We start from the raw sequence: 26,247 nt of genomic DNA on the forward strand, positions 1-26,247 counted from the left end.
ATCTACACTTTCCCTCTTTTTTAAATATCTGTATACTAATTAGTGAAATATACATGTTGGAGGAAGAACAAAATGGAAATAATTGAGTCAACACAAAACAAGCGAGTAAAAGAATGGAAAAAATTGTTAACAAGAAAAGGAAGAAGAAAACAGGAGAAGTACCTTATTGAAAGCCCGCATTTAGTAGAAGAGGCCATCAAATTCGAGGCAGATATAGAAGTTATCATTGTTAGAAAAGATAAAGTTGAAGAATATGCGTTTATATATGAACAAGCTTACAGTGATGTTCTTGTAGTTACCAAAGAAATTTCCAATAGTTTGAGTGATTCAATGAGTGGACAAGGTATATTGGCAGTTATTAAAATAACTGAGCCAGCCAAAACACTTACTGGTGATAAACCAATTTTGTTATTGGATGAGGTTCAAGACCCAGGTAATCTGGGGACATTAATACGTACGGCCGATGCTGCAGGTTTTGAGGGAGTAATATTAGGTGAGGGCACGGTTGATTTATATAACGCTAAAACACTTCGTTCGACGCAAGGCAGTCATTTTCATATTTCTGTTCTGCATGGAGATATACATAAGTGGATACCATTTTTATCTGAAAAAAATATCCCTATATATGGAACAGCCTTAGATGAAAGAGCGATCTCATTCCGTTCGATTGAGCCCCAGGAACGTTTCGGTTTAATTGTAGGTAACGAGGGAAATGGCGTGAATGCGTCTATTTTAAAAAAGACAACAGAAAATTTATATATCCCTATTAAAGGACAAGCGGAGTCACTCAATGTAGCCATTGCGGCCAGCATTCTTATGTTTGATATTTACAGATAAGTAAGGCGTATTGACAATTTAGACACAATCGCCAATGAATTGTCTATGAAACCGAATAAATCCTTTCTTTTTTGGCCTATAGGTAGTAATATAGAGTGTAGCGATAAGCACGATAAAGTCGTTATTTATTATTTATTTATTTATGAGATGAAGGGGACTTAACATGGAATTTGTTCGCTCGATTTGGGAAAACGATAAAGAGTATATAACTTTAATAGAAGATTTACTTGAAAATGAAGACTTACTTAAGTTAGATGAGATTACTCATCACCACTACACAACGCGTTTGATTCATTCTTTATTTGTATCATATGTTAGTTATAAAGTGGCTAAACGCTTAAAATTGGATGTCAGAGCAATCGCTCGTGCTGGTTTACTACATGACTTTTTTCATGAGAACAGAGAAGAGATTGCTTCGTTGAATGAAGGATCACATAATCATGTTCATCCTAAAATTGCTGTGAAGAATGCCCAACAATTAACTGAGTTAAGTGAACTGGAAATTGATATTATTCTAAAGCATATGTTTTTGACAACCCGAAAAGTGGGGTTACCGCGTTACAAAGAAAGTTTTGTTGTTACTTGTGTGGATAAGTACTGTGCCATTAATGAAATTTCAACACCCGTAAGAATAAAAGTAAAACAGAAAATCACTGAGTGGAGTATGAAGCTCAGAGTCGTTCATGCTTAAAGGAAAAGGAACGACATTTTATATTGAAAAAAACTGCTTCTAAATGTGTCAGTGTATTCTGACATAAATAGAAACAGTTTTTTTATTAGCATCTAAAAAGAGACGAGTGATAAAAATACACGGTTAATTTATAGTGGTGAATTAATGATTAATTGATCTTTTTGTAAATCAATGATTTTTAAGCGATTGTCTCTCTTGATGAATACTGATTTATAGACCTGCTCTTCACCTTCACTGAATAAAATAACACGGGTGTTAGTATTATCAGTCACCAAATGAGCATCATAATCAGTGGGCTCAAAAACATCTTGTGATTTGAATTCTTCATAATCATCTATAGTGTCCAAGGATTGTCCCTGACTCTTTTCTTCGTCAGTAACTGGCGCAAGTTCATCTTCCGTTACTGATGATTCGTTGGGCTCTTCTTCGACGGCTGCTTCTTCTTCGATGGGGTCCAGGGCTTCTGTTTCACCAGGATCACTCTCATCAGTACAGCCAGCTAAAGTTAAAGCCGCAAGAAATAAGACGATCATTTTTTTGTTCTTCATGTTTATTCCTCCTATAATTAATGACGTAAAAACGTCATCTATACGTCCTAAGTATAATGAATCTTTCCACACCTTACAAAGATAGTGCTCAAGATTCACTTATTTATATATGTTCAGACAATACATGCCATGCTATCATGTAAACGATCAAAGGTGAACACTCCGATAGGGGTAATAAGTATTAAATATAAAAAAATCAAAAGTTGTTCAAAATTCAGACAAATATTCAGTTCACAGTAACTGAACTCAAAGTTTACAAATAGTATGCTTATCCCCTATCAATGGATATGAGGGGATGTTTGCATAAAAATGGAGCGTGCAAACGCTGTTTTGATAGCTGGATTTATAAATTTAAATCTAATAAAATCCTTTACTAAAAATTATATGTTACTCTTCGTCTATTATGAAATCTATTCTTAAAAACAATCGCTTGCTTGAATATTTTAGATTCGTTATTATGGATAGGCAAGCAAAGCATGATAGTGCTATACGAGAACACACTATCAACAGCTTTAGTAAATGATAAAAAAGGATACTCACAAGCGCCTTAAATACTTGTCAATAAAGGATTTTAAATAGGTTTATATACTAAGGTCTCTTTCTAAAAAAAGATGGAAGTCAATGATTAGGCTGCGTTAAATGAGTTGAAAGAATAAGCATATTTGTCACGCTAATTAAGAGCGTATTTTTTTTGGTTGAAATGATAGTTATTAATTCAAAAGTAAAAATAAATCTATAAGTGATTTCGGCTAATAATTAAATGTTAGTTATGAATAACTAAGGATAAATAATGTGTAAATCAATCTGTCAATAGAGTATTGAAGACACTTAGAGTAAAGCTCTCATTAGGAAGGGATTTTTGGATATGAAATTAGTGAAAAGTAATAAGCAAAAAACATACGAACATATCTTTAAAGCTGCAAAGGAAAATGATAAAAAAGGATTCAGAGAGTTATTTCTAAGACTTCACGATCGCGATCAACATGAAGTTTTCCATTTGTTGTATCCAGAAAAAAAGCGTAAAATTTCTGATTTTTTAACGCCAGAAGAATTTGCTGAAATATTTGAATGGATGGAAACAGAGGATCAAGAATCTGCCGTTCAATACTTACCTGACACCTATATGGCTGAAGTATTTAATTATATGGCGGCTGATGATGTTGCTCGTTTTTTGTCAGAAAGTGATGAAACGGATAATGTCACGCTTTTAGCTATGATGGATGATGAAGAAAGTAAACGTGTTAAAGAGTTACTATCTTATGAACCTGAAACAGCAGGGTCTATAATGACGAAAGAATTCATAGCCATTCATAACACCGAGACGATGTCCGGGGTAGTTAAGCGTCTAAGAAAGATAGGACGTGAAGCGGAAACCATCTACTACTTGTACGTTATTGACGAACTAGATAAACTCGTTGGTGTTTTATCTCTAAGAGATTTACTCTTATCACCAGAAGATGAAATTGTTGAAAGAATTATGTCCAATCAGGCTGTTTCAGTTAAAGTCAATGATGACCAAGAAGATGTCGCGCGAATAATTCAAGACTATGATTTACTAGCTGTCCCTGTTTTAAGTCACGAAGGCGTCATGCGGGGGATCGTAACGGTTGACGATGTCATGGACATTATTGAAGCAGAAACGACAGAGGACTTTAACGAATTTGCGGCTATCAGTCGTGGGGATGATGATTCACGTACGCCGTCCGCCTTTTCTACCGCTAAATCGCGCATACCCTGGATTATCATTCTCCTATTTTTAGGAACCATCACAGGGAGCCTAATAGGCGTTTTTGAAGAGACACTAGAATCAGTCGTATTGTTGGCAGCCTTCATTCCGATGATCATGGATACTGCAGGGAACGTAGGAACGCAATCATTGGCAGTAGCTGTTAGAAATTTGACTGTAGAAGATGAAAAAAACCGAGACAGTTTGTTTCAAACGGTGAAAACTGAATTAGGCGCAGGGATACTAATGGGGGTTGTAGCCAGTGTTGTTCTTGCCGTTATGATTACACTGTTTTATAGCAACTTTGTTTTAGCCATGATTATAAGTGCGTCTATGTTCATTACAATAAGTTTATCCACAGTTATAGGGGCGATTATTCCGTCAATCATAACGAAGTTCAAAATTGATCCAGCGGTAGCATCAGGACCCTTCATAACAACGATAAATGATTCATTAGGCCTGCTTATATATTTCACAATTGCAACAACCCTTATCGAATTTCTTTAAGATGTGAACAAAAATGAAATGTTTAAAATTATTGAAAGGGACGTACCATTTTAAGTATATTAATGGTATACTGTCTAATGTGAAAGTAGAGGTGACAACATATGATAGAAACGCCTTCAGTAAATTCAGATCAGGATAAAGTGATTTGCCCAAAATTTGAACAAACCTTTTCAATTTTAGGTAAAAAATGGACAGGCTTGATCATTGATGTATTGTTGGACGGACCTCGACGATTTAAAGATATATCTCAGGCAATAAAAGGGGTAAGCGACCGTGTTTTAGTGGAACGCTTAAAAGAACTTGAAAAAGAGAACATCGTAACAAGAGAACTAGATGATTCCTGTGATATGAAATCGGGCTATTGTTTAACAGAAAAAGGGAAATCCTTGAAAAATGTTATGATTGAAGTACAATTATGGGCAGATCAATGGATTTGTGATATAGACTAAACAGAGGATGAAAAAGAGTACGTCTATGAGACAAAATTAGAGAACGATGCCCCGGCTGAAAGCATCGATTGGCTCATTTTCGGAAGTTCACTTTCATCACTTCTTTGCTCAAATTTTTAAGCAAAGATAGATGCAGATTAATTTTAATCTCGGTATGCGCCGTTATGCATGAGTGCAAAAGGAAACTTTTGAACAAGGGTGGTACCGCGTGTTGACCTCGTCCCTCTATTGGGATGGGGTTTTTTATTTTGTGTAAAAACAGGTGTAAAGACGTCATTTAAAAAGCAAAGGAGCATAATGATGGAAATGGAAAAAAAATTAGCAACACTGCTTGAAAAAGCAAAGCAAGAAATAAGTGAAGCAAAGGATTTAAAAGAAATCGAAAATTTGCGTATTAAATATTTAGGAAAAAAAGGTGAAGTTACGAGTTTACTGAAGGGTATGAAAGATCTTTCGCCTAAAGAACGTCCTGTGATAGGTAAAAAGGCGAATGAAGTCCGTGATGCACTAACGGTTATCCTGTCAGAGGTAAAGGGAAAACGTGAAAAAGAAAAACTTGAAAAGCAATTAGCTGAGGAAACAATTGATGTGACCCTTCCAGGGAAATCCATCACTACAGGTCAACCTCATGTAATGACTCAAATAATCGAAGAAATCGAAGACCTCTTTTTAGGTATGGGCTACCAGATAATCGAAGGTACAGAGGTTGAGACGGATTATTATAACTTTGAACGAGTTAATTTACCACAGAACCACCCTGCCCGTGATATGCAGGATACTTTTTACATTACGTCAGAGCTTTTGCTGCGTACGCATACCTCACCAGTTCAAGCGCGTATACTTGAAAAACATGATTTCACAAAAGGGCCGCTTAAAATGATTAGCCCCGGAAAAGTTTACCGACGTGATACGGATGACGCAACGCATTCGCATCAATTCCATCAAATTGAAGGTCTAGTTATTGATGAGAATATAACTATGGCTGATTTAAAAGGAACATTGGAACTTTTAGCTCAGAAGATGTTTGGAAAAGAAAGAGAAATTCGCCTACGTCCAAGTTATTTCCCTTTTACAGAACCCTCTGTCGAAGTGGATGTCTCTTGCTTTAAATGTGCGGGCAAAGGTTGTCGCGTTTGTAAGCAAACCGGTTGGATTGAAATTCTTGGTGCCGGCATGACTCATCCACATGTGCTTGAAATGTCAGGTATCGATTCAAATAAATACGGTGGCTTTGCTTTCGGAATGGGACCAGATCGTATTGCTATGTTGAAATATGGTGTTAATGATATCCGTAATTTTTATCTTAATGACCAACGATTCTTAGAACAATTCAAGAGGAAAGGATAGAAGACATGAGAGTATCAGTTAAATGGTTAAGTGAGTATTTAGATTTGAGTGGAATAAAGCCAGTCGATTTGGCTGACCAGATTACACTAACAGGAATCGAAGTTGATGACGTAAGTTTACCGGCTGTAACATTAGAAAAGGTTGTCGTTGGTGAAGTATTAACTGCTGAAAAAATGCCTGATTCAGATCATTTAAAAGCTACGATGGTCGAAGTAGGCGAAGAAGAACCAGTAAGCATCGTTTGTGGTGCACCAAATGTAAAAGTAGGACAAAAGGTTATCGTAGCCTTACCCGGCGTCAAACTTCCGAACGGTCTAAAAATTAAGAAAAGCAAATTACGTGGTGTAAAATCTAATGGGATGATTTGCAGCTTACAGGAACTAGGGTTTTCTGACTCTGTTGTACCTAAAAAAGCTGAAGAAGGTATTTATATTCTTCCAGAAGATGCAAAAATAGGCCACAGTGTATTACCCTATATCGGACTTGATGATGCTTATATCGAGTTGGACATTACACCCAATCGTGCAGATGCATTAAGTATGCGCGGCGTTGGTTATGAGGTTGGAGCGATACTCTCTCAGAAACCATCATTCCCTGAAGTCACTGTAACTGAGGACAAAGAGGATAAGGTAGAGAATTATATTAGCGTCTCTGTAGAAGATGAAAAAGATGCGCCTGTATACAAAATGCGTGTCATTAAGAATCTAAAGGTAAATGAAAGTCCAATGTGGCTTCAGCGTAAATTGATGAATGTTGGGATCCGCCCCATTGACACGGTCGTGGATGTGACAAACTATATTATGCTTGAATATGGTCAACCCCTCCATGCATTTGATTATGATGCACTAGAATCTAAAAGAATAGACGTTAGAAGAGCGCATAAGAATGAAAGTCTCGTTACACTGGACGATCAAACCAGAAAATTAAATCAAGATAATCTAGTTATCACAAATGGCGGTGTCCCTGTTGCCTTGGCAGGTGTTATGGGAGGATTAAATACCCATGTGACTGAGGATACACAAACGGTTGCTCTGGAAGCTGCCTTATTTGAATCAAGTGTCATCCGAAAAACAGCGCAGTCACTCAATTTAAGAAGTGAGTCAAGTTCGCGCTTTGAGAAGGGCTTAAATACGGCAACCATTGAAGAAGCCTTAGATCATGCTGCCCAGTTGATTGCTGACCTGGGAAGCGGTCAAGTAGTCAGTGGCGTTGCAAAAGTAGAGGCCATTCAACCCAAAGATAAAAAAGTAACACTAGCGATTGACAAAATTAATCAGGCACTTGGTACGGAACTTGTCATGGATGAGGTTGTTCAATTGATGGATCGATTAGGCTTTGAAACAGAAACATCCACATTGACACTAACTGTGACGGTACCACCTAGACGATGGGATATTGCTATTGAGGCAGATATCATTGAAGAAGTCGCTCGTATGTACGGGTATAATCGATTACCATCAACACTTCCAAAGAGTGAGTCTATTCCTGGCGAACTCACACCTAAACAAAGACGTATCAGAGAGACCCAACGCTTTATGGAAGGTGCAGGACTTTCTCAGACAATAAGTTATGCTTTAACGACAAATGAAAAAGCAAAAGCTTTCTCTAGACATGAAGGTGAACCGGTGAGCCTGGACTGGCCGATGAGTGAAGAACATCAAGCGTTACGAATGAGTTTACTCAGTGGCTTATTAGATAATGTCCAGTACAATGTTGCCCGTCAAAGAAAAAGTGTTAGTTTCTATGAAATTGGTCGCGTGTTTCATGCTGATTCAAATAAGAAACGCCCAGACGAACTAACACATCTTGCTGGCGCAATGACAGGTTCGCGTATTGAAGCGAATTGGCAGGAAAATGAACAGAATGTTGATTTTTATACAGCTAAGGGTATTCTAGAAGAATGGTTCATCCTTATGGGGATTGAAGAAGAAATCAGCTATGCACCAACAAGTGCGTATGAAGCTTTTCATCCCGGACGTACAGCGGAAATTATTTGGAAAAATAATGTTGTAGGCTTAGTTGGTCAACTACATCCACTATTAGCTGAAGAACGTGATCTCAAAGAAACCTATTTATTTGAAATTGACGTGGATGCACTATTGGATGTTGAAAAAGATACGCTTATTCATGTGCCAACACCAAAATATCCAGGGACTTCACGTGATATTGCGTTTGTTGTTGATGAAGCAGTTCTAAACGATAGTATTTTATCTGTAATGAAGCAAAATGGTGGAAAAGCACTAAAAACAATTAAATTATTTGACTTATACCAAGGGCAGAACATTGAAGACAATAAGAAATCTATGGCTTACAACCTTGTGTATCAAAATCCTGAAGCAACACTAAAAGAAGAAGAAGTGACGAAAGACTTTGAAATGTTGAAGACTGCTTTAGTTGAAACATTCCATGCAGAAATTAGATAAGCAATAAAAACGAGTTAAACAAGCTAAAACAGGGCAGTCATATATGCTGTCCTGTTTTTTCTGTTTACTCAATATATATAGGTCATTAGTCAAAAAACTGCATAAAAAATAGAGTAATTAATGCACTATAAGCGTATTCGTGTTATCATAATAAAGAAATTTGAGAAGCGAGGGGGCTGTATCATGTCTGAAGGTAAACGAAGATATAAAGCAACCATTGATGGAGAAACGTACACAATCATTGGCCAAAAACCTCAAGAACATATGCGCGTTGTCGCAGAAACTGTGGATGACCAATTAAATCAACTTAAAGAGATGACTAAAGGATTAGATAAGGAAAAGAGAGCTATCTTACTCGCTATTAATGCCGTATCTGATCAGTTGGCTATGAGAAAAGAATTAAATGAAATCAAAGAAAAATATAAGCAGTTGGAAGAAAATCAAGAGAACTAGCTGTTTTAAACAAGGAGAAAAGTATGCTGTTAACAGGAATTATAATTTTAATATTACTATTATCCCTATATAGTGGCGCACGACGTGGCTTGATTCTACAATTAGTGTTAACAATCGGATATGCTGTCTCGTTTTGGGTTGCTTTGAAATACTATCAAGCGCTCAGTAATTACGCTGAGATGTTTATACCTTACCCAACCCCATCATCTAGTTCAGATAATCCATTCGTCATATATGGTATGGATCTTTTATTTGAATTGGACAGTCCATTTTATAATGGCGTATCTTTTGTTGTCCTGTTATTTGCTGGTTGGCTAATAACACGAATTGTTGGTGGACTCTTCCAAGCACTAGCAGATTTACCAATACTAAGAACCCTAAATGCTGCAGGTGGTGCAGTTTTAAGTTTTATAGTCCATTATATTGGAATATTCTTGCTTCTTTTTGTATTATCGATGATGCCGATGTCAATTGTTCAGGATCAATTTGAAGCCAGTGCTCTGTCTAGGAAAATCGTTACAGATACACCAAAGTTGTCTCAACACGTTTACGACTGGTGGATTGATCAAGGACTAAATGAGTAACTACCTTTAAAATGAAATAGAGTTGATTGAGGGAAATCATTTTTATGAGTTCTTTCAATCAACTTTTTTATAGATTTAATTTAAGCTTAAATAGAGAAGCAGGATTGAAGGAGAGAAAACATGACCGAGATGTTAAAATCGTCATATAAAACCTTGGAGTATGAAAAGGTAATTGAAAAATTAAGTGAACATACTGTGTCAAAATTAGGCAGAGAAAAAATACGTAAAATTAAGCCTTCGAGTAAAAAAGATGTAATTATAGAAAAACTTGAAGAAACAGAAGACGTCGCTCTGTTGATTCGTTTAAGCGGAGGAATCCCTCTAGCTCAATTTGAAGATATTCGTCCTCATCTTAAGAGAGTTCGCGTGCAAGGGATGCTGAACGGTAAAGAAATAGCAGAAATTGGCCGTATGCTTAAAACACTCAGAGAGATAAAAACGTTCTTCGAAAAAAGAGAAGAAGAAGCCATCCCGTTGAAACAGTTGTATAGCAAAGTGAATGAATTACAGACCTTTACTAAACTTGAAAGAAAAATTTTTAGTATTGTCAATGAGAGTGGCTATGTCATGGACGATGCCAGCGCAAAATTGAAAGGTCTGAGAGATGGCATCAAACAAACCGAAGGACAAGCACGCCAAAAACTAGAGAGTATTGTCAAAGGCTCACAATCGCGCTTTCTAACCGATTCCTTAATCACAATGCGTAACGATCGATACGTCATCCCGGTCAAGGCTGAAAATCGCTCAACATTTGGTGGCGTCGTACATGATCAGAGTTCGACAGGGCAAACCTTATTTATCGAGCCCCAAAGTGTGGTGGATTTAAATAATCGATTGCGCCAATATCAGGTAGAAGCTAAATACGAAGTGAATCGTATACTTCAAGAATTAACAATCGAAATTGAACCCTTTAGAGAAGATTTGAAAGAGCATTTACACCTGCTTATTGATTTAGACGTTATTCAGGCTAAAGGGCGCTTTGCTAAGACTATAGAAGCAGTGAAGCCAAGAGTTAGCAGTGAGAATCATGTAGAACTATACCAGGCCCGTCATCCGTTACTCCTTGAAGACGAGGTTGTCGCGAATGATATTATTATTGGTGGAGAATATAAAACAATGATTGTCACTGGACCCAATACGGGTGGGAAGACAGTCGCTTTGAAAACACTAGGTCTCCTGCAATTAATGGGACAATCAGGATTGTTTATACCAGCAGAAGAAGGCAGTACAATGGGGATTTTCAACAATGTGTATGCTGATATTGGAGATGAACAATCTATTGAACAAAGTCTATCAACCTTCTCTTCGCATTTGACTACGATTGTTAATATTCTGAAGCAAATGGATGATAAAAGTCTTGTACTTTTAGATGAATTAGGCGCCGGAACGGATCCTCAAGAAGGTGCCGCGTTAGCAATAGCCCTACTCGATGCGATCGCCCAGCACGGCAGTTACGTAATGATTACGTCTCATTATCCTGAACTGAAGGCATACGGTTATAATCGTCCAGAAACAATTAATGCTAGTATGGAATTTGATGTTGATACACTTAGTCCAACGTATCGCTTGCTGATTGGAATACCCGGCAGGAGTAATGCGTTTGAAATAGCTAAACGATTAGGTCTTGATTCAATGGTTATAGACTCAGCCAAACAGTTGATGAGTGGTGAAAGTCAAAGTGTAGACCAAATGATCGAAGATCTGGAAAGCAAACGACGAGAAGCTGAAACAGGTGCCAAAAAAGTTTCAGAAGAATTAAAAGATGCTAGTCGGATCCATAAAGAGTTGAAGACGGAGTACGATGCATATAAAGATGAGAAGGAACGCCTTCTGAAAAAAGCTGAAAAAGAAGCGAATAATTATTTAAACAAGAAAAAAGAAGAAGCAGACGCGATTATTGATGATTTGAGAAAAAAACAGCTTGAAGGACGTATGAATGAACCGCTTAAAGAACATGAATTTATTGATGCGCAAACACGCTTGTCACATTTAAAAGTGGAAGAAGAAAATCTGAAAAAAAATAAAGTCTTGAAAAAACAAAAACAAGAGAAATCCCTAAAAGTAGGGAGCAGTGTTGAAGTTCAGTCCTTTGGTCAAAGAGGGACTGTTATTGAAAAAGCGGATGACAAACATTGGGTTGTTCAAATGGGTATGCTAAAGATGAAATTACCTGAGTCAGACCTTGTACAGGTCAAACAAGAAAAGGAGCCAGAACGACGTGTGTCAGTCAGACGCTCATCTAGTGCAGGCGTTTCGACAGAAATAGATGTCAGAGGCGAACGCGTCGAAGAAGCGGTAAATAAAGTCGACCAATATCTTGACCAGGCCTTGCTAGCGAATTATCCCAAAGTAACAATCATCCATGGAATGGGAACGGGGGCAGTAAGAAAAGGTGTGCACGCGTATCTGAAAAAACATTCTCAAGTAAAAAATTACAGTGATGCCCCAGCAAATCAAGGCGGAAATGGTGCAACAATTGTGACGTTTAAATAATATAATCGCCACAGTAGACAATGACAAAAGAATTTGCTATACTAATAAATGTGAGAGACGACTTACTTTTAATAAGTAAGCTAATTTATAGGAGGAATTCATAATGGTAAGAGAATTGACAGATAAAAACTTTGATCAAGAAACAGACTCAGGACTAGCATTAGTAGATTTTTGGGCCGAATGGTGTGGACCTTGTCGCATGCAGTCTCCTGTAATAGACGAATTGAACGACGAGTCAGATGGTAGTGTTAATTACTTCAAAATGGATGTTGATGCTAACCAAGCAACACCAAGTAAATTTGGAATCATGAGCATACCAACATTACTCGTAACAAAAGATGGCGACGTTGTAGATAAATTAGTCGGCTACCACAGCAAAGAACAAGTCTTAGCTAAACTAGAACAACATCAATAATAATTAATGATTTAGGGAGTAAAGCTTAAGGGCTTTGCTCCTTTTTTTATGCTCGTTATTTGAAATAAATGAGAGGGGACTAAGTATGAAAGAATTGATGAATAGCTAGTTTAGTGTCATCTTCGAAATAAGTGAATGAACAAGCCGAAGGACTCAAATAGTGAAAGAATCAAAGTAATCAAAAGATACAAAGCATACGCATCCAGAAAATAGAGACACATAGAGACACATTGTGAATAATGTGTGACATTATCTTTAATATAACTAGTAATTAAACAAAAGTGCCTATACATTACTATAGAAGTAATATAAAATGACTATAATCATAAAAAAAAGAGTTCAGACATGCCAAAATATCAACCGATCTCAACTTAATAATTAGCTTTGGAGAGTGATATTATGACTTATAGTGAAGATGAACCATCCGTTCTGACACATACAACTGAATACCGGTATTTAATCAAATGTAAAGAAAAGACAGTAGGATTAGACGTGATGGATCAAGACATCCTTTTCAACGCAGATGGTGATATTGACTGCCCTATTGATGTTGTCTTACATAAAAACGGGTATACTTTTAGTGACCTAATGACTTGGGATGCAAAAGAGATCCAATTTGTTGAATTAAGTAATAAAAGAATAAATATAATTAGAAAAATCCCTTTAAATATTAATTTATAAAAAAGAAGTGACTTATCTCTTGAAAGATAAATCACTTCTTTTTGTTTAAATATAAATGAGAGAAAAAGCAGTAAAAAGTCTGTTAAATTGAAATCACTAATTAATTGGAGAATCAGATTGAAGCAAAAAAGTGACTATCGATTTTTTGGGATGCAGCGTATACGTTGCTTCTGTTTCATTGCCGGTAATTTTCTGATAACCTTCTGCAAGAAAACCAGCTTCCAAAGAAAACGTGACCTTTGTATCAAGCGCTAGTCGATGAGACGTTAGAGCGCCTGACCATTCATAGTATCGGGATTTTTTCGTTTTTCGGTAAAGTGCGAGCTCTCCGGAAAAAAGTCGATTCATCTGCTGTATAAGATCATCTAGAGATTCAAACGATTGAGAGCGGGCGAGTTCTTTACCGGCCCAATAGAGTATGTTCTCTTCACCATCATTAAGTAGATTAGGCAAAAGAGCATCTCTTAAAAGACTTAAACTATCTAAGTAGGGCATGTTTTTATTTTCGTCGTGCATGTTTTCACCTCTTGATTGTACTTACTTTTGCTTACTTTTAGTCTTTAATGTACACGTTTTAGTCTTTCCCTTTTCAATTATATTCTTTATAATAGAAGAGGAGACAAAATCATACTTATTCATTTTACCTTTTTTTAAAAAGGGTTTCTACAACAAAAGAGTTAATTCAAATAAAAACTGCTGATTTCATTTAAATGATATCATTATCGTTTAAAAGTGGAACAAAGACAAGGATAAGGTTGTATAAATATGTCAAATAAACCAATAGGATTACTAGACTCTGGGGTGGGAGGGCTAACAGTTTTGAAAGCTGTAAAAAACCGCTTACCAGATGAATCGTTCGTATATATCGGCGATACGAAGCGTTGCCCTTATGGCAATCGTACCAAAGATGAAATCATCAGATTTACATTAGAAATGGTCCAATTTTTAATGAAGAAGAATGTAAAGATGATTGTAATAGCATGTAATACAGCGACGGCCCATGCGCTAGAAATAGTCAGAAAAAAAGTAAACATTCCAGTAATTGGCGTCGTTAAACCAGGAAGTGTAGCAGCTTCACACAAAACAGAAACTAATAATATTGGTGTATTAGCAACAGTGAGCACTGTTGATTCTAAGTTTTACGTGCAATCACTTTTAAAACAAGATGAAAAAATTAAAGTTAAAAGTTTAGCGTGCCCAGAATTTGTAGATATTGTAGAAAAAAACGCATATGAATCAAAAGAAGCAAAAGAATTAGTAGCAAATAAATTAGCTGATTTCAAAGAGAAAGAAATGGATACAGTTATTTTAGGATGTACACACTTTCCATTATTGACCTCTTATATACAGGAAACATTAGGAGAAAATATAACATTAATTGATTCTGGCTCAGTAACTTCTTTGAAAGTAGAAGCAGTTTTAAACGAGAAAAAGCTTGCTGGCAATAAAAATCATCAAAATACGATCAATATTCTCACAACAGGTCCTGAAGAGACATTCCGTGAAATAGTAGAAAAATGGTTGGAAACAAAAGCATTCGCTATTAATCAAGTAACGCTAGAAAGGTTGGAAGACACGAATGAAAAACACTAAAACAATTGTGATAGCAACACAAAATAAAGGAAAAGCCAAGGAGTTTGAAGCGCTATTCAATAAAAAAGGATTTGAGGTGTTGACGCTTCTAGATTTTCCCGAGATTCGTGATGTAGAAGAAACAGGGACAACATTTAAAGAAAATGCACTTTTGAAGTCTGAAACCATTGCGAAAGAACTTAATACAATCGTTTTGTCAGATGATTCCGGCCTTGTAGTTGATGCATTACATGGTCAACCAGGTGTTTACTCAGCAAGATACGCAGGTGAAGAAAAGAATGATGCAAAAAACAATGCGAAATTATTAAATGATCTCAGTGATTATAATGGTAAGGACAGAAAAGCGCATTTCCATTGTTCACTTGCTCTCTCTCATCCAAAAAAAGACTCCTTAGTTATTGACGGAAAACTTGAAGGTGTAATAGCTGAGGTACCTAGGGGAGAAAATGGCTTTGGGTACGACTCACTCTTTTATTTGCCTAATAAAAATAAAACACTCGCAGAAATTTCTCAAGAAGAAAAGAATAGTATCAGTCATCGAGCTAACGCCTTACAAAAATTGGAAGGCTATTTGGATGATTGGTTAGAAAATGATGACGCATAAAAGGGAGCTGAGAAGATGAAAATAGTTGTAGTCAGTGATAATCATGGCAATACCTATTTCATGGAAGAGATTTATTCAATACATCAAGAAGATACAGATGAATGGATACATTGTGGCGATTCTGAATTGTTAGTAGACCACCCACTCTGGCACACATACAAAACAGTGCTTGGGAATATGGACATAACAAACGAATTTCAGTTAATGAGATCAGAGGATATTGGGCAATTACGTTATCTTGTTGCACATGGTCACCAACATAATATTAAACGTTCCTATAGTAAACTTTCTAAAATAGCCAAAAAAGAGGATGCTCAAATTGTCTTTTACGGTCATACACATATTCCTAAAGTGGAAAAAGAAGATGAGATTATATTTATGAATCCTGGAAGTATTGCCCAACCTAGAGATAGACACAAGGGAACGTATTTAGTTCTAACGCTAGATGATGAGGCGACAATAGCTGAGTGTACATTTTATGATCAAGATCACAACAAAGTTGAAGAGTTAAGTACAAAAGTTGCTTTAAGAAAATAAGGCAAATATATAATTATATTAAATCGTTCTCTTAAATGATGCGCTTATTTTCAAAGTTTTTAAAAATGACCGTGAGGATAATCGTTGCAAGGAGTGCAAATGATGATAGGGGAAAAAATAAAGAAACTGTTAATAAATGAGGAAACGTCATTGGTGAAACCTGCCGAACAAGTGGCTGTTGTGGGAATCAAAAATCGTTTGAATCATGCATTACTATTACTAACCACAGATAAATATGCCGTCGTTCCAGTTCTTGATGATCACTCAAAGATGTGTGGACTTATCTCAATGCCTACAATTATGCAAACCATTATGGATATAGAAGATGTTCATTTTGAGAAATTAGGTGAAATTGAGGTAGGGGAAGTTATGGACAGAAACTATCCATATGTATTCGAAAACTATGAATTAGAAGATGTTTTAAATAGACTCGTTCATCATGCATTTATCACAGTGATTGATGACGAAGGTTTTTTCAAAGGCATTATCACGCGTAGTGAAATACTTAAAGGGACCAATCGTATTGCTCATGAGTTTGAAAGAAAATATGAGGTCAAAGAGAAAGAAGCCATTACGCACTAAAATCAAATAAGTAATAAAAAAAGCCTTTCATTACGTTTAGACAAGACGCAATGAAGGGCTTCTTTATTTGTGGAATCGTGATTGTTGAGTGAAATTCTATTCGCCAGAGAGTTCAAATGTTGCATTCGGTAAAGCAATGCCGTCTTTTATAAGAGCTGCGACGTACTTTTCATAGAAAATATTGCGAATATCATATTGAGTTCCAGCCTCTGAAAACATAGTAATTTGAACAGCGATTTGACCTGGACTAATAGGAACAAAAGAAATTTCAGTCGGCTCAATAGTAATTTCATCATACTCTGGTAGAGATGTCTTGTTTACATGGGTTAGTACTTTTCTGACGCGTTCTAAATCAGTAGCTGCAAACAACTTAATTTTAATACGTACCCGCATATCTGCCCGTGAGAGGTTACTTACAATAGTAATTTCTCGATTAGGAATATAATGTAGCGTACCATCAAAATCTTTGACTTGTGTTGTCTTTAAATTAACATCTTCGACAGTACCATTAATTCCTTTAATTTCGACGACATCACCAACATCTATTTGTTTTTCAAGCAAGATCATGAAACCATTAACGATATCTGAAACAAAGCCTTGGGCACCTAGTGATAAGGCCAAACCAAGCACCCCAGCACTAGCAAGTAACGTCCCGACAGGAATACCAATTAATTCAAGAATAGTGTAAACAAGAAAGAAATACAGAACAGCATTGAAAATATTTTTACTTAATTTATGCAAAGTATTTAAACGATTCGGAACGGTATGCTTTTCCTCAATATACTTTGTAAATATTTTTTCTATTGTAAATCGTCCGATACGTCTCAATATGAAAAAAATAATTAAAGCTAAAAAAATCTGTAAAATTAATAATACGATAGACCAGGTAAAGGCCTGCCAATCGATAGCCTGCCATTTTTCTAAAAATAAATTAACTTCTTCATCCACGTTATCAATAGAATCTGATGGGTCACTCATTATAATCCTCATTTCATCATTTTTTGTATTAGATATCAGTATTAAATAGTTTAACATGATTTCATAAAGATTCAATTATTTTAGTTATTATATAGAGCTTCTTGGTTGCAATGTGAAACACTTAAGTGGTAGTCTTAAAGTATACAGAATATAAGAAAGAGGGATAAACTATGACAGGTGGAGAAATAGCAGCATTGATTGCAGCAATAGCTTTTGCAGTACTTGTTTTAGGCTTGGTTTACGTATTGTTCAAAGTAGCAAAAATGGTTTCTGAGTTGAACACGACAGTAGAAGAAGCAAATAAAAGTTTAAGTACAATAACAAAAGATGCAGATTTATTGCTGATTGAGGTTGAAGGCTTACTTAATAAATCCAACGTAACATTGGATGATGTAAATGGGAAGTTAGGATTAACTGATCCTTTATTTAAAGCTGTTGGCGACCTAGGTGAATCCGTATCAAGTTTAAATAATTCAACTCGCAACTTGAGCTCCCACTTAGCAAGTGCTTCTAAACGAGGCGCATCTATGGGGATTGCGAAAAAAGTAGGCTCAACAATGAGTAAAGATAAAAGCAAATAAAGAATCACTCATTATTCAAAAATGAAAAGGAGAGATTTGATAAGATGTTAATTGATAAAGTAGAAAAAGCATATGAAGTAAAAGGTTTTGTCTTAGGTACATTTGTAGGTGCTGCAGTTGCGGGCATCACTGCGTTACTTTTAGCGCCTAAATCAGGTAAAGAAGTACGTAGCGATATCAAAGAGCAAGGTATTAAAACGAAAGACCAAGCAAAAGATTACGTAGACAAGGCTAAAGATAAAGGATTAGAATTGAAAGATTCTATCAGCAAGAAAAGCGATGATTACATGGAAGATGCATCAGAAAATTATGAAGAATTATCTGATGAAGCAGAAAAAAATCTCGACAAGATAAAGAAACAAGCGAAAGACACAGCTGAAAAAGTTAAAGCAAAAATGAATAACAATGAAAAAGCAACCAAGAAAAATGATCCAACGGCTCCAGATACAACGTCTCGTGCGGTAAACAATGAAGCAAACACGGCTGCAGATTCTTCACCTGACAACAAAACGGAAGATGTAAAAACAGATACCACATACTTTAATCCCGACAATAAATAAAAAAACTAAAAAATATAAAAAGAGGATACGATGATTCGTGTCCTTTTTTTGTACATAGCAATGCCTATGAGCTGAATATGAATTTAATACACTTTTATAATGTGAATAGTAAGGCCACATTTGAAAAAACATACTATAGAAAGAGTGAGCTAGATGCAAATTATTAGTCCAGTGGATGCAGTAAAGGTAATGGCTATTACTATTTTAAGTTATGTTGCTATAGTAATAATTTTAAGGGCATCAGGCAAAAGAACATTATCTAAAATGAATGCCTTTGATTTCATAGTAACTATCGCCTTAGGGTCAGTTTTAGCTACCACTATTGTGAATTATAAAAGTTCTTTCTGGAACGGCATATTAACCTTTACTATGCTCGTTGTCTGCCAACATGTCGCCACCTGGCTATCGGTTAGGTTTGATGCGGTTAGTCAATTGTTGAAATCTGAACCAGCACTCCTTTATTATGATAATACATTTCAGAAAAAAACAATGAAAAAAGAAAGAGTAGATAAAAATGAATTGAAACAAGCAATAAGAAAGGCGGGCTATATTTCATTTCAAGGTGTGTCCGCTATTATATTGGAAGCAGATGGAAGTTTGACTGTGATGTCAGATCGTGAGAAAAGAAATCTGAAAAAAAGTGATTTTGTGTTCATAGATGAATAAAAAACATCTGCCCAAGAATAGACTTTGGGCAGACATTTTTTTAATCTTTGATAGGGAGTTCAATTAACTCTTTACTTGTATGAGTAAGAGGCTGTGCACCATCTTCAGTAACATAAATACAATCCTCAACACGGACACCATAGAAGTCTTCAATATAAATTCCTGGTTCAATTGAAAAACACATCGATTCTTCTATAATGAGTTCAACACCTGGAGCAATATCGGGAAATTCGTGCACCGATTTACCTAGTCCGTGGCCCAAACGATGAGTAAAGTATTGACCATAGCCAGCTTTTTCAATGTGGTTTCTAGCAGCATGATCGATTGAAGCAGCTGATATACCAGGTTTTACTAATGCTTGCGCTTTTTCCTGTGCTTCCTTAACTACGGTATAAATTTCCTTAGTTTCTTCATCTGCCTTACCATAAACAACGGTTCGTGTCATATCACTTGTATAGCCATTATAAACAACGCCTAAATCAAAAAGAACCCACTCGTTCGGCTTGAGTTGACGCTTGCCGGGTGTACCGTGAGGACTGGCAGCGTGATCACCGAAAAGCACCATTGTTGGGAAACTCATTTCCTTAACGCCGTATTTCTTGATCCCATACTCGATAAGCGCCACAACTTCTTCTTCTGTAATACCATTTTTCAAAGAAGCCATTCCAATTTCCAAAGCTTTATCTGCTAGGTCACCAGCTTCTTTTAATATCTCAATTTCATAAGGTTGTTTCAAAACTCTTAAATTTTGAATGATGGAAACACTGTTAACAAACGAGGCATCTGGAAAAATACCTTGCAATGAATGATAACGTGAAACAAGTAATGAATCTTCATCAATACCAATTTTTTGAGAAACAAAAGCATCTGTATCCAAGGCAACTTTCAATAAAGCCCAAGGAGATTCCTCATCTTTATAAGAAATAATGCGTGCGTGTCCATTTACAGCTCTAGCCGAGGGGGCTTCCATTGCAGGAACAAGCAACCAGAAGACGTCTTCAAAGATGATTGCTGCAGTGACACGCTCATGTGGATCACTTTCAAAACCAGTTAAATATGCGACGGTTAAAGGATCATCAAAAAAGAGAAAATCGATATGTTCCGATTTCATATAATGTTGTACGTTGTTAAGTGCTGTCATAAAATCCCTTCTTTTCTATAAATTAGTTTAAGTCTATCAGAAAAAAATGGTATAGTATAGTTAGAGTAAGAGTAAGCCCTTTCTGAAAATAAATGAGAAAATTTCATGAAAATAATGTTTATTATTGAAATTGTAAGCGGGCTCTGTTATTCTGGGTGTTGAAGTATGCGCTCACAAAATTCTCTTTTGAAGGAGTAGAATCATGGATAAACAAACAATTACTATTTACGATGTTGCCCGAGAAGCTAGCGTGTCAATGGCAACTGTATCGCGTGTCGTTAACGGCAACCCAAATGTCAAACCTACAACAAGAAAAAAGGTCTTGGATGTTATTGACCACCTAGACTACCGCCCGAATGCTGTCGCTCGTGGATTAGCAAGTAAGAAAACGACAACTGTCGGAGTTATCATTCCTGACGTAACGAATCTTTATTTTTCATCGCTTGCTCGTGGGATAGATGATATTGCTACGATGTATAAGTATAATATTATCCTAGCCAATTCAGATAAAAATGAAGAAAAAGAAGTTCAAGTGTTAAATACATTATTGGCTAAACAAGTAGATGGTGTTATTTTTATGGGGAATAAAATCACTGATGAAATGCGAGCTGAGTTTTCTCGTTCACGTACACCAGTTGTTTTGGCAGGAACAGTAGATCCTGACGAACAAGTAGGTAGTGTGAATATTGACTACGAAAAAGCAACAGAAGAAGCTACAACACTGCTTATAAACAATGGAAACAAAAAAGTCGCCTTTATTTCGGAAAGTCACGATGAGCCAATCAACGGAATCTATCGTTTGAATGGCTACAAGAATGCACTAGAAAAAGCATCATTGTTATATGACGAAAATCTAGTGATACAGTCTGAATACACATATAAAGTGGGAGAAGTTGTTTACGAACAATTAGAAAAAGCAGGAGCTACATCAGCTGTCATTGCAGATGATGAGCTAGCATTAGGTGTACTAAATGCAGCTTTAGATCGTGGGATAAGTGTACCTGAAGAATTTGAAATCATTACTTCAAACAATACTAAACTTACCGCAATGTCTCGTCCGCAATTAACAACAGTTAAGCAACCTCTTTATGATATTGGTGCAGTTGCAATGCGTCTGTTAACAAAACTTATGAATAAAGAAGAAGTAGATGAAAAAACGATTACTCTTCCTTATTCAATAAACAATGAAGGAACAGTTAAAAAATAATACACAAGAAAAGCTGGGCTCATATGCTCAGCTTTTTTTATTTAACAAACTTAAACATAAGACTTATTTGGTGTCAGCAAAATACTAAATCAAAGAATATAGTTTTTATTAAAGAAGTAAATAATATATATGGTGAATCTGGTCACATCGACAGACTCGGAGGCAAACGTAATTGAGTGGTATGAAGTAGCTGTTATATCGGCAAACTCAGAGATAAATAGATTTAAGTAGTATGAAGTAGCGGCGATATCGGTAAACTCAGCGTCAGATAGAATTGGGCGGTATGAGGTAGCGGCGATATCGGTAAACTCAGCGTCAGATAGAATTGGGTAGTATGAGGTAGCGGCGATATCGGCAAACTCAGAGATAAATAGATTTGAGTAGTATGAGGTAGCGGCTGCATTGGCAAACTCAGAGTTAAATAGATTTGAGTGGTATGAGGTAGCGGCTGCATCGGCAAACTCAGAGGTAATTGTAATTGAGTAGTATGAAGTAGCGGCTGCATCGGCAAACTCAGAGGTAATTGTAATTGAGTGGTATGAAGTAGCTGTGGTATCGGCAGACTCAGCGTTAAATAGAATTGGGTGGTATGAAGTAGCGGCTGCATCGGCAAACTCAGAGGTAATTGTAATTGAGTGGTATGAAGTAGCTGTGGTATCGGCAAGCTCAGCGTCAAATAGAATTGAGTGGTATGAAGTAGCCGCTGATCTAAAATATAAAGAGTTATATCAAATATATTATTATGATATCAAAGATAATTAAATAAAGTAGGCAAGACCTCTCACAAAGAGAAGTCTTGCCTACTTATTTTAATAGCGTATTGATAACGGATTATTCTTCGTCTTCAGAATTATCACTGTCGTTGTCATTAGGTTTTTCATCATCGGAGGACTCTTCTGATGATTCATTTTCTTCTTCTTTTTCTTCCTCTGAATCTTTCTTTTCATCATCTTCAGACTTTTCCTCTTCAGAATCATTATCTTCTTCGGCGTCTTCATCTTTAGACTTTTCTTTAGCTGGGGCTGGTTTTTTACTTCCCCAGAAGTTCAACAGCTCATCATCATCCGCACCAATGGCAAAGTCATAAATCGTTGAACCAGGAATGTTATCTTTTTTAAAGATTTCAGAATGTGTTGGACCGGAATAATTAAAGTCTCCGCCACCTGGAGTTTTAACCGTACCAGCTTTCATACCTGTTGCATTAATAACAGAATCTGTTGTGATATTAGCCGGCTTAGGGAAAGTCTCGTTAGCTCCGAAAACGTCTGGTTTTACTTCATAAACAGCACTAACAAGTTCTGACCAAAAGTTACGGTTACGACGGCTTGGATGAATACCAAAGTCATCACCTATTTCGATTTCATTCGTTCCATATCCAATCCAAGTACCAAATGTTATTCGAGGTGTTCCAGCAACATACCAAATATCTACACGGTCTTGAGTAGTACCGGTTTTTGATATCCAATCTGCATTGAATGGAAGACTATCCATCGTTCCTCTGGCAGTACCTGCCACATGTACATCTCTTAGCATATCGACAAGTAAATAGTTTGCCTCTGGACTAAACACACGACTTTCTTCGTTTTTATTTTCATGAACAACGTCACCTTTACTGTTTTCAATGCGCTCGATAACGTAAGGTTCATTATGAACACCGTCATTCCCCATGCTTGAGAAGGCACTAATTAAATCAACTGGGGCGAGTCCCTTACTTAAACCACCTAGGGCAAAGGAAGCATTATCAAAATCTGAATCAATAATATCTTCTGGCCCAAGTCCAGCACGTCTGATATAAGAGCCAGGATTATATTTATCTTTTAGCTCCATCCAAATCTTGGAAGCAGGAATATTTTGAGAAACAGTTAAAGCTTTTCTAGCTGTCATCCATTCATTCGTTGTGCGAGTGGCGTTACCAATTTGCTTATCCACAAAGCCACCGATATTAGGATCCCAGTCAGGGACGGTGTAAGGTGTATCAGGAATAATTGTTGCCGGAGTAATGAGATTCTCATCAAGTGCCGGTCCGTAAACAGCGAGTGGTTTAATAACAGAACCAGGTTGTCTATTCCCATCAAAAGCCACGTTGAATTGTGAATAATCATAATCGCGGCCACCAATGAAACCAAGAACACGACCTGTCTGGTTATCAATCATGGCTCCTGATGTGTTTATTGGCTTTGTAACAGTATGTGTTTCGCCTTCGTCATCCGTATAAGTGTAAGATCTTTCTCTACCTAGTTTATCAACATATTCATTTGTGACGCGTTCTAATGTATTATGAATATCTTTATCTATCGTAGTATACACTTTATAACCTTGATTTTTTAAGGCGTACTCAGCACGTTCTTGGTATTTAGAAACCAAATCAGGATTTTCTTCAATCATATCATCAGTGATTTCCTCTGCATCCATGAACTTTTGAGTAAGCAGCTCTAAGGATTGCAGATAAGCGATATCATAGACATATGAATTGTCATTATACTCGATATTTTCTTTGTTAATAAAGTCTTGAGTGATGTCATATGCACGTGCTTCATCATATTCTTCTTGACTGATATGACCTTCACGGTACATGCGGAATAACACTTCATTTTGTCGGTTAATACTCAACTCATGATTTTCCTTGATTTCACCATATTGAGTATACGGACTAAAAACAATCGGACGTTGGGGTAGCCCAGCTATAAATGCAGCCTGAGGAAGTGAAACCTCACTTGCTGAAACTCCAAATATCCCTTGGGCAGCTTCTTCAACACCGGCAATATTTTGCCCTTTATTATTACGTCCAAAAGGAGAGACGTTTAAATAGGCTTCCAGAATTTTTTCTTTGTCCACTTTGTTTTCCAGATGATAGGCAAGTAATATTTCATTTGCCTTTCTTTCATGAGTCACTTCTGGAGATAGAATCTGCTGTTTAATCAACTGTTGTGTTAACGTCGATCCACCAGTGGTTGCGCCAGAATCAGATAGCTCTTGGACCAAGGCACGAATGACCGCTTTGGGAACGACACCCTCATGTTCAAAGAAATACTCGTCCTCTGTTGAAACAAGAGCATTGATTACAAAATCTGATACATTGTCTAGTGAAACTGGGGTACGTAACAAATCTGAACGAACCTCACTAATCAATGAACCATCAGCATAATACATATTTGATTTACGTGTGTAGTCTTGAATCTGACTGATCATTTCTTCTTGTTTAGGGGGTTCTGATCCATGAACTAAAGAAGCGAAATAACCAACAGCTGTGCCTGCTCCCAAAGAGCCGACAACAAGTAATACAATAATAAGTAAAATAACTAAAGCTTTAACCACACGGTAAAAGATATCAAAGTAGTGGACAAACGATTGAAAGAGTGCAGAATAGCTAGATTTTTTTGTTTCTTCTGATTGCTTATGTTCTTCATTTTCAGATCGTTTCATTATAGGCTCCTTAATTGGTGTATATAGTAATATGACTTGCTATATTATAGCAAAATTAAAGGGAAATAAAAAATATGAGATTCCCTATTCAGATAAATTGAACGTTTTTGTGACGGAAATGTTAAGACTAAGTGAGTAAAGAAAGACCCTCTGCAGCAGGAAGTCGCAGAGGGAAAAACTTAAACTTTCTCAGGAAGATTTTCACCGATAACAGAAAGTCTTGCTTCTATTTCATTTTGAGATAAGTTATGTTCGATGACATAACGGTTTCGGGGATGAACGCGACACTCATGTGAACATCCACGTAAATATTTATGTTCATTTTTTTCTGATGTAATGATTTGACGATTACATTCAGGATTGCCACAGTTAACGTAACGTTCACAAGGTTCACCGTCGAACCAATCGCGACCAATAACTGTTTTGTCAACTTTATTGATGTCAACACTAATACGTTCATCAAAAACATACATCTTACCGTCCCACATCTCTCCTTGAGTCTGTGGATCAGTACCATAATGATGGATACCACCATCAAGTTGGCCGACGTCCTCAAAGCCTTCTTTAATTAGCCAACCTGTAAGTTTTTCACAGCGGATACCACCAGTACAGTAGGTAACGACACGCTTATCCATAAATTTATCTTTGTTTTCTTTAATCCACTCTGGTAATTCTCTGAATGATCGAATATCTGGACGGATGGCCCCTCTGAAATGACCTAAATCATATTCATAATCATTACGAGCATCAAGCACGATAGTATCTTCATCTTCCAATGCTTCTTTCCATTCTACTGGATCAAGAAATTGACCAGTCAGATCACTTGCGTCATGATCTTCTTCACCAAGTTTTAATGATACAATTTCAGGACGATAACGCACATGAAGTTTTTTGAAAGCATGTCCGTCAGCTTCATCAATTTTGAAAAAGATATCTGCGAAGCGTTCATCCGAACGAACAGCTTCCATGTAGCGATCAGTTTGTTCAATCGTACCAGAACACGTCCCATTCATACCTTCTTCTGATACAAGGATGCGTCCTTTCAGTCCAATGTGTTTACAGAGATCCATGTGTTCTTTTCTAAATCTTTCTGGATCGTCAATGTTTACATATTTATAATAGAGTAATACACGGTAATCACTCATAAATTATTTCCTCCTAAAAATACAATCTATCCACAATTATGGTAAGTGTAATCAATAAAATTATAGATGCTTGAGC

26 protein-coding genes are annotated in these 26,247 nt (G+C 36.6%); 20 read left to right on the top strand and 6 right to left on the bottom strand.

The features are described from left to right. Window positions 1–72: 72 nt before the first annotated feature. Both BMX83_RS01170 and BMX83_RS01175 read left to right on the top strand, forming a co-directional pair. Complete coding sequence (locus tag BMX83_RS01170) at window positions 73–837, top strand: TrmH family RNA methyltransferase (RefSeq protein WP_091632163.1); 765 nt, start codon at window positions 73–75, stop codon at window positions 835–837. 163 nt (window positions 838–1,000) lie between these two features. Next, window positions 1,001–1,528: an HD domain-containing protein gene (locus BMX83_RS01175; RefSeq protein ID WP_091632166.1), complete on the top strand. Its 528-nt coding sequence runs from the start codon at window positions 1,001–1,003 to the stop codon at window positions 1,526–1,528. Between the two features lie 128 nt (window positions 1,529–1,656). On the opposite strand, the gene BMX83_RS01180 is transcribed toward BMX83_RS01175, so the two are convergent. Next, window positions 1,657–2,076, bottom strand: coding sequence for a hypothetical protein (locus tag BMX83_RS01180; RefSeq protein ID WP_091632171.1), 420 nt, complete (start codon window positions 2,074–2,076; stop codon window positions 1,657–1,659). Window positions 2,077–2,941: 865 nt separating this feature from the next. On the opposite strand from BMX83_RS01180, the gene mgtE reads away from it, so the two are divergent. The 9 genes from mgtE to BMX83_RS01225 all read left to right on the top strand — a co-directional run bounded on the left by mgtE (window position 2,942) and on the right by BMX83_RS01225 (window position 13,154). Then, entirely contained in the window at window positions 2,942–4,309 is a 1,368-nt protein-coding gene (gene mgtE, locus BMX83_RS01185) for a magnesium transporter (RefSeq protein ID WP_091632515.1), read from the top strand. Between the two features lie 101 nt (window positions 4,310–4,410). Beyond that, a complete protein-coding gene (locus BMX83_RS01190; protein ID WP_091632173.1) occupies window positions 4,411–4,758 on the top strand; it encodes a winged helix-turn-helix transcriptional regulator in 348 nt (115 codons plus the stop codon). Window positions 4,759–5,058: 300 nt separating this feature from the next. Continuing rightward, on the top strand, window positions 5,059–6,105 hold the full coding sequence (pheS, locus tag BMX83_RS01195) for a phenylalanine--tRNA ligase subunit alpha (RefSeq protein ID WP_091632176.1): 1,047 nt from the start codon (window positions 5,059–5,061) through the stop codon (window positions 6,103–6,105). A gap of 5 nt (window positions 6,106–6,110) precedes the next feature. Further along, a complete protein-coding gene (gene pheT / locus BMX83_RS01200) occupies window positions 6,111–8,528 on the top strand; it encodes a phenylalanine--tRNA ligase subunit beta (protein ID WP_091632179.1) in 2,418 nt (805 codons plus the stop codon). Between the two features lie 183 nt (window positions 8,529–8,711). Next, window positions 8,712–8,981, top strand: coding sequence for a cell division protein ZapA (gene zapA / locus BMX83_RS01205; RefSeq protein ID WP_091632182.1), 270 nt, complete (start codon window positions 8,712–8,714; stop codon window positions 8,979–8,981). 23 nt (window positions 8,982–9,004) lie between these two features. Next, entirely contained in the window at window positions 9,005–9,565 is a 561-nt protein-coding gene (locus tag BMX83_RS01210; RefSeq protein ID WP_091632185.1) for a CvpA family protein, read from the top strand. Window positions 9,566–9,694: 129 nt separating this feature from the next. Beyond that, window positions 9,695–12,058, top strand: coding sequence for an endonuclease MutS2 (locus BMX83_RS01215; RefSeq protein WP_091632518.1), 2,364 nt, complete (start codon window positions 9,695–9,697; stop codon window positions 12,056–12,058). 103 nt (window positions 12,059–12,161) lie between these two features. After that, window positions 12,162–12,473: a thioredoxin gene (gene trxA / locus BMX83_RS01220; RefSeq protein ID WP_091632188.1), complete on the top strand. Its 312-nt coding sequence runs from the start codon at window positions 12,162–12,164 to the stop codon at window positions 12,471–12,473. Between the two features lie 399 nt (window positions 12,474–12,872). Beyond that, window positions 12,873–13,154: a hypothetical protein gene (locus tag BMX83_RS01225; RefSeq protein ID WP_091632190.1), complete on the top strand. Its 282-nt coding sequence runs from the start codon at window positions 12,873–12,875 to the stop codon at window positions 13,152–13,154. Between the two features lie 96 nt (window positions 13,155–13,250). Here the strand turns inward: BMX83_RS01225 and BMX83_RS01230 are convergent, their stop codons facing one another. Continuing rightward, window positions 13,251–13,670: a DUF2507 domain-containing protein gene (locus BMX83_RS01230; protein WP_091632193.1), complete on the bottom strand. Its 420-nt coding sequence runs from the start codon at window positions 13,668–13,670 to the stop codon at window positions 13,251–13,253. 249 nt (window positions 13,671–13,919) lie between these two features. Between BMX83_RS01230 and racE the strand changes: the two genes are divergently transcribed. From racE to cbpB, 4 genes are all read left to right on the top strand, one after another. Continuing rightward, window positions 13,920–14,747 (top strand): glutamate racemase, encoded by an 828-nt coding sequence (racE, locus tag BMX83_RS11155; RefSeq protein WP_091632195.1) that lies wholly within the window; start codon window positions 13,920–13,922, stop codon window positions 14,745–14,747. Beyond that, window positions 14,734–15,351, top strand: a complete 618-nt coding sequence (locus tag BMX83_RS11160; RefSeq protein ID WP_091632198.1) for an XTP/dITP diphosphatase — start codon at window positions 14,734–14,736, stop codon at window positions 15,349–15,351. The genes racE and BMX83_RS11160 overlap by 14 nt, the downstream gene beginning before the upstream one ends. A 15-nt stretch (window positions 15,352–15,366) precedes the next feature. After that, window positions 15,367–15,888 carry a metallophosphoesterase family protein gene (locus BMX83_RS01245; RefSeq protein WP_091632200.1) on the top strand — a complete coding sequence of 174 codons (522 nt, stop codon included), beginning with the start codon at window positions 15,367–15,369 and terminating at the stop codon, window positions 15,886–15,888. 102 nt (window positions 15,889–15,990) lie between these two features. Then, on the top strand, window positions 15,991–16,470 hold the full coding sequence (cbpB, locus tag BMX83_RS01250) for a cyclic-di-AMP-binding protein CbpB (RefSeq protein WP_091632203.1): 480 nt from the start codon (window positions 15,991–15,993) through the stop codon (window positions 16,468–16,470). 96 nt (window positions 16,471–16,566) lie between these two features. Here cbpB and BMX83_RS01255 read toward each other — a convergent pair whose 3' ends face one another. After that, window positions 16,567–17,448, bottom strand: coding sequence for a mechanosensitive ion channel family protein (locus tag BMX83_RS01255; protein WP_245746606.1), 882 nt, complete (start codon window positions 17,446–17,448; stop codon window positions 16,567–16,569). 170 nt (window positions 17,449–17,618) lie between these two features. Here BMX83_RS01255 and BMX83_RS01260 point away from each other — a divergent pair, with 170 nt between their 5' ends. The 3 genes from BMX83_RS01260 to BMX83_RS01270 all read left to right on the top strand — a co-directional run bounded on the left by BMX83_RS01260 (window position 17,619) and on the right by BMX83_RS01270 (window position 19,255). Then, on the top strand, window positions 17,619–18,029 hold the full coding sequence (locus tag BMX83_RS01260) for a DUF948 domain-containing protein (RefSeq protein WP_091632205.1): 411 nt from the start codon (window positions 17,619–17,621) through the stop codon (window positions 18,027–18,029). Between the two features lie 44 nt (window positions 18,030–18,073). Next, window positions 18,074–18,589, top strand: a complete 516-nt coding sequence (locus tag BMX83_RS01265; RefSeq protein ID WP_091632208.1) for a YtxH domain-containing protein — start codon at window positions 18,074–18,076, stop codon at window positions 18,587–18,589. 153 nt (window positions 18,590–18,742) lie between these two features. Then, window positions 18,743–19,255 carry a DUF421 domain-containing protein gene (locus tag BMX83_RS01270; RefSeq protein ID WP_091632212.1) on the top strand — a complete coding sequence of 171 codons (513 nt, stop codon included), beginning with the start codon at window positions 18,743–18,745 and terminating at the stop codon, window positions 19,253–19,255. A 40-nt stretch (window positions 19,256–19,295) separates the two neighbouring features. Here the strand turns inward: BMX83_RS01270 and BMX83_RS01275 are convergent, their stop codons facing one another. Next, complete coding sequence (locus BMX83_RS01275; RefSeq protein ID WP_091632215.1) at window positions 19,296–20,396, bottom strand: M24 family metallopeptidase; 1,101 nt, start codon at window positions 20,394–20,396, stop codon at window positions 19,296–19,298. A gap of 202 nt (window positions 20,397–20,598) precedes the next feature. On the opposite strand from BMX83_RS01275, the gene ccpA reads away from it, so the two are divergent. Together ccpA and BMX83_RS01285 are read left to right on the top strand one after the other, a co-directional pair. Then, window positions 20,599–21,603: a catabolite control protein A gene (gene ccpA, locus BMX83_RS01280; RefSeq protein ID WP_091632217.1), complete on the top strand. Its 1,005-nt coding sequence runs from the start codon at window positions 20,599–20,601 to the stop codon at window positions 21,601–21,603. A 549-nt stretch (window positions 21,604–22,152) separates the two neighbouring features. Further along, window positions 22,153–22,365, top strand: coding sequence for a hypothetical protein (locus tag BMX83_RS01285; RefSeq protein WP_091632220.1), 213 nt, complete (start codon window positions 22,153–22,155; stop codon window positions 22,363–22,365). A gap of 69 nt (window positions 22,366–22,434) precedes the next feature. Here the strand turns inward: BMX83_RS01285 and BMX83_RS01290 are convergent, their stop codons facing one another. Beyond that, entirely contained in the window at window positions 22,435–25,026 is a 2,592-nt protein-coding gene (locus BMX83_RS01290; protein WP_091632223.1) for a transglycosylase domain-containing protein, read from the bottom strand. A gap of 179 nt (window positions 25,027–25,205) precedes the next feature. Beyond that, window positions 25,206–26,171: an oxygen-dependent tRNA uridine(34) hydroxylase TrhO gene (gene trhO / locus BMX83_RS01295; RefSeq protein ID WP_091632225.1), complete on the bottom strand. Its 966-nt coding sequence runs from the start codon at window positions 26,169–26,171 to the stop codon at window positions 25,206–25,208. Window positions 26,172–26,247 lie beyond the last annotated feature (76 nt).

Origin of the sequence: Alkalibacterium gilvum (assembly GCF_900109085.1) — a bacterium.
In the GTDB taxonomy this organism is placed as follows: domain Bacteria; phylum Bacillota; class Bacilli; order Lactobacillales; family Carnobacteriaceae_A; genus Alkalibacterium; species Alkalibacterium gilvum.

Excerpts from the sequence above, each read along its gene's own strand:
- BMX83_RS01170 (WP_091632163.1), top strand. The coding sequence starts at position 73 with ATGGAAATAATTGAGTCAACACAAAACAAGCGAGTAAAAGAATGGAAA.
- BMX83_RS01175 (WP_091632166.1), top strand. The coding sequence starts at position 1,001 with ATGGAATTTGTTCGCTCGATTTGGGAAAACGATAAAGAGTATATAACT.
- BMX83_RS01180 (WP_091632171.1), bottom strand. The coding sequence starts at position 2,076 with ATGAAGAACAAAAAAATGATCGTCTTATTTCTTGCGGCTTTAACTTTA.
- mgtE (WP_091632515.1), top strand. The coding sequence starts at position 2,942 with ATGAAATTAGTGAAAAGTAATAAGCAAAAAACATACGAACATATCTTT.
- BMX83_RS01190 (WP_091632173.1), top strand. The coding sequence starts at position 4,411 with ATGATAGAAACGCCTTCAGTAAATTCAGATCAGGATAAAGTGATTTGC.
- pheS (WP_091632176.1), top strand. The coding sequence starts at position 5,059 with ATGGAAATGGAAAAAAAATTAGCAACACTGCTTGAAAAAGCAAAGCAA.
- pheT (WP_091632179.1), top strand. The coding sequence starts at position 6,111 with ATGAGAGTATCAGTTAAATGGTTAAGTGAGTATTTAGATTTGAGTGGA.
- zapA (WP_091632182.1), top strand. The coding sequence starts at position 8,712 with ATGTCTGAAGGTAAACGAAGATATAAAGCAACCATTGATGGAGAAACG.
- BMX83_RS01210 (WP_091632185.1), top strand. The coding sequence starts at position 9,005 with ATGCTGTTAACAGGAATTATAATTTTAATATTACTATTATCCCTATAT.
- BMX83_RS01215 (WP_091632518.1), top strand. The coding sequence starts at position 9,695 with ATGTTAAAATCGTCATATAAAACCTTGGAGTATGAAAAGGTAATTGAA.
- trxA (WP_091632188.1), top strand. The coding sequence starts at position 12,162 with ATGGTAAGAGAATTGACAGATAAAAACTTTGATCAAGAAACAGACTCA.
- BMX83_RS01225 (WP_091632190.1), top strand. The coding sequence starts at position 12,873 with ATGACTTATAGTGAAGATGAACCATCCGTTCTGACACATACAACTGAA.
- BMX83_RS01230 (WP_091632193.1), bottom strand. The coding sequence starts at position 13,670 with ATGCACGACGAAAATAAAAACATGCCCTACTTAGATAGTTTAAGTCTT.
- racE (WP_091632195.1), top strand. The coding sequence starts at position 13,920 with ATGTCAAATAAACCAATAGGATTACTAGACTCTGGGGTGGGAGGGCTA.
- BMX83_RS11160 (WP_091632198.1), top strand. The coding sequence starts at position 14,734 with ATGAAAAACACTAAAACAATTGTGATAGCAACACAAAATAAAGGAAAA.
- BMX83_RS01245 (WP_091632200.1), top strand. The coding sequence starts at position 15,367 with ATGAAAATAGTTGTAGTCAGTGATAATCATGGCAATACCTATTTCATG.
- cbpB (WP_091632203.1), top strand. The coding sequence starts at position 15,991 with ATGATAGGGGAAAAAATAAAGAAACTGTTAATAAATGAGGAAACGTCA.
- BMX83_RS01255 (WP_245746606.1), bottom strand. The coding sequence starts at position 17,448 with ATGAGTGACCCATCAGATTCTATTGATAACGTGGATGAAGAAGTTAAT.
- BMX83_RS01260 (WP_091632205.1), top strand. The coding sequence starts at position 17,619 with ATGACAGGTGGAGAAATAGCAGCATTGATTGCAGCAATAGCTTTTGCA.
- BMX83_RS01265 (WP_091632208.1), top strand. The coding sequence starts at position 18,074 with ATGTTAATTGATAAAGTAGAAAAAGCATATGAAGTAAAAGGTTTTGTC.
- BMX83_RS01270 (WP_091632212.1), top strand. The coding sequence starts at position 18,743 with ATGCAAATTATTAGTCCAGTGGATGCAGTAAAGGTAATGGCTATTACT.
- BMX83_RS01275 (WP_091632215.1), bottom strand. The coding sequence starts at position 20,396 with ATGACAGCACTTAACAACGTACAACATTATATGAAATCGGAACATATC.
- ccpA (WP_091632217.1), top strand. The coding sequence starts at position 20,599 with ATGGATAAACAAACAATTACTATTTACGATGTTGCCCGAGAAGCTAGC.
- BMX83_RS01290 (WP_091632223.1), bottom strand. The coding sequence starts at position 25,026 with ATGAAACGATCTGAAAATGAAGAACATAAGCAATCAGAAGAAACAAAA.
- trhO (WP_091632225.1), bottom strand. The coding sequence starts at position 26,171 with ATGAGTGATTACCGTGTATTACTCTATTATAAATATGTAAACATTGAC.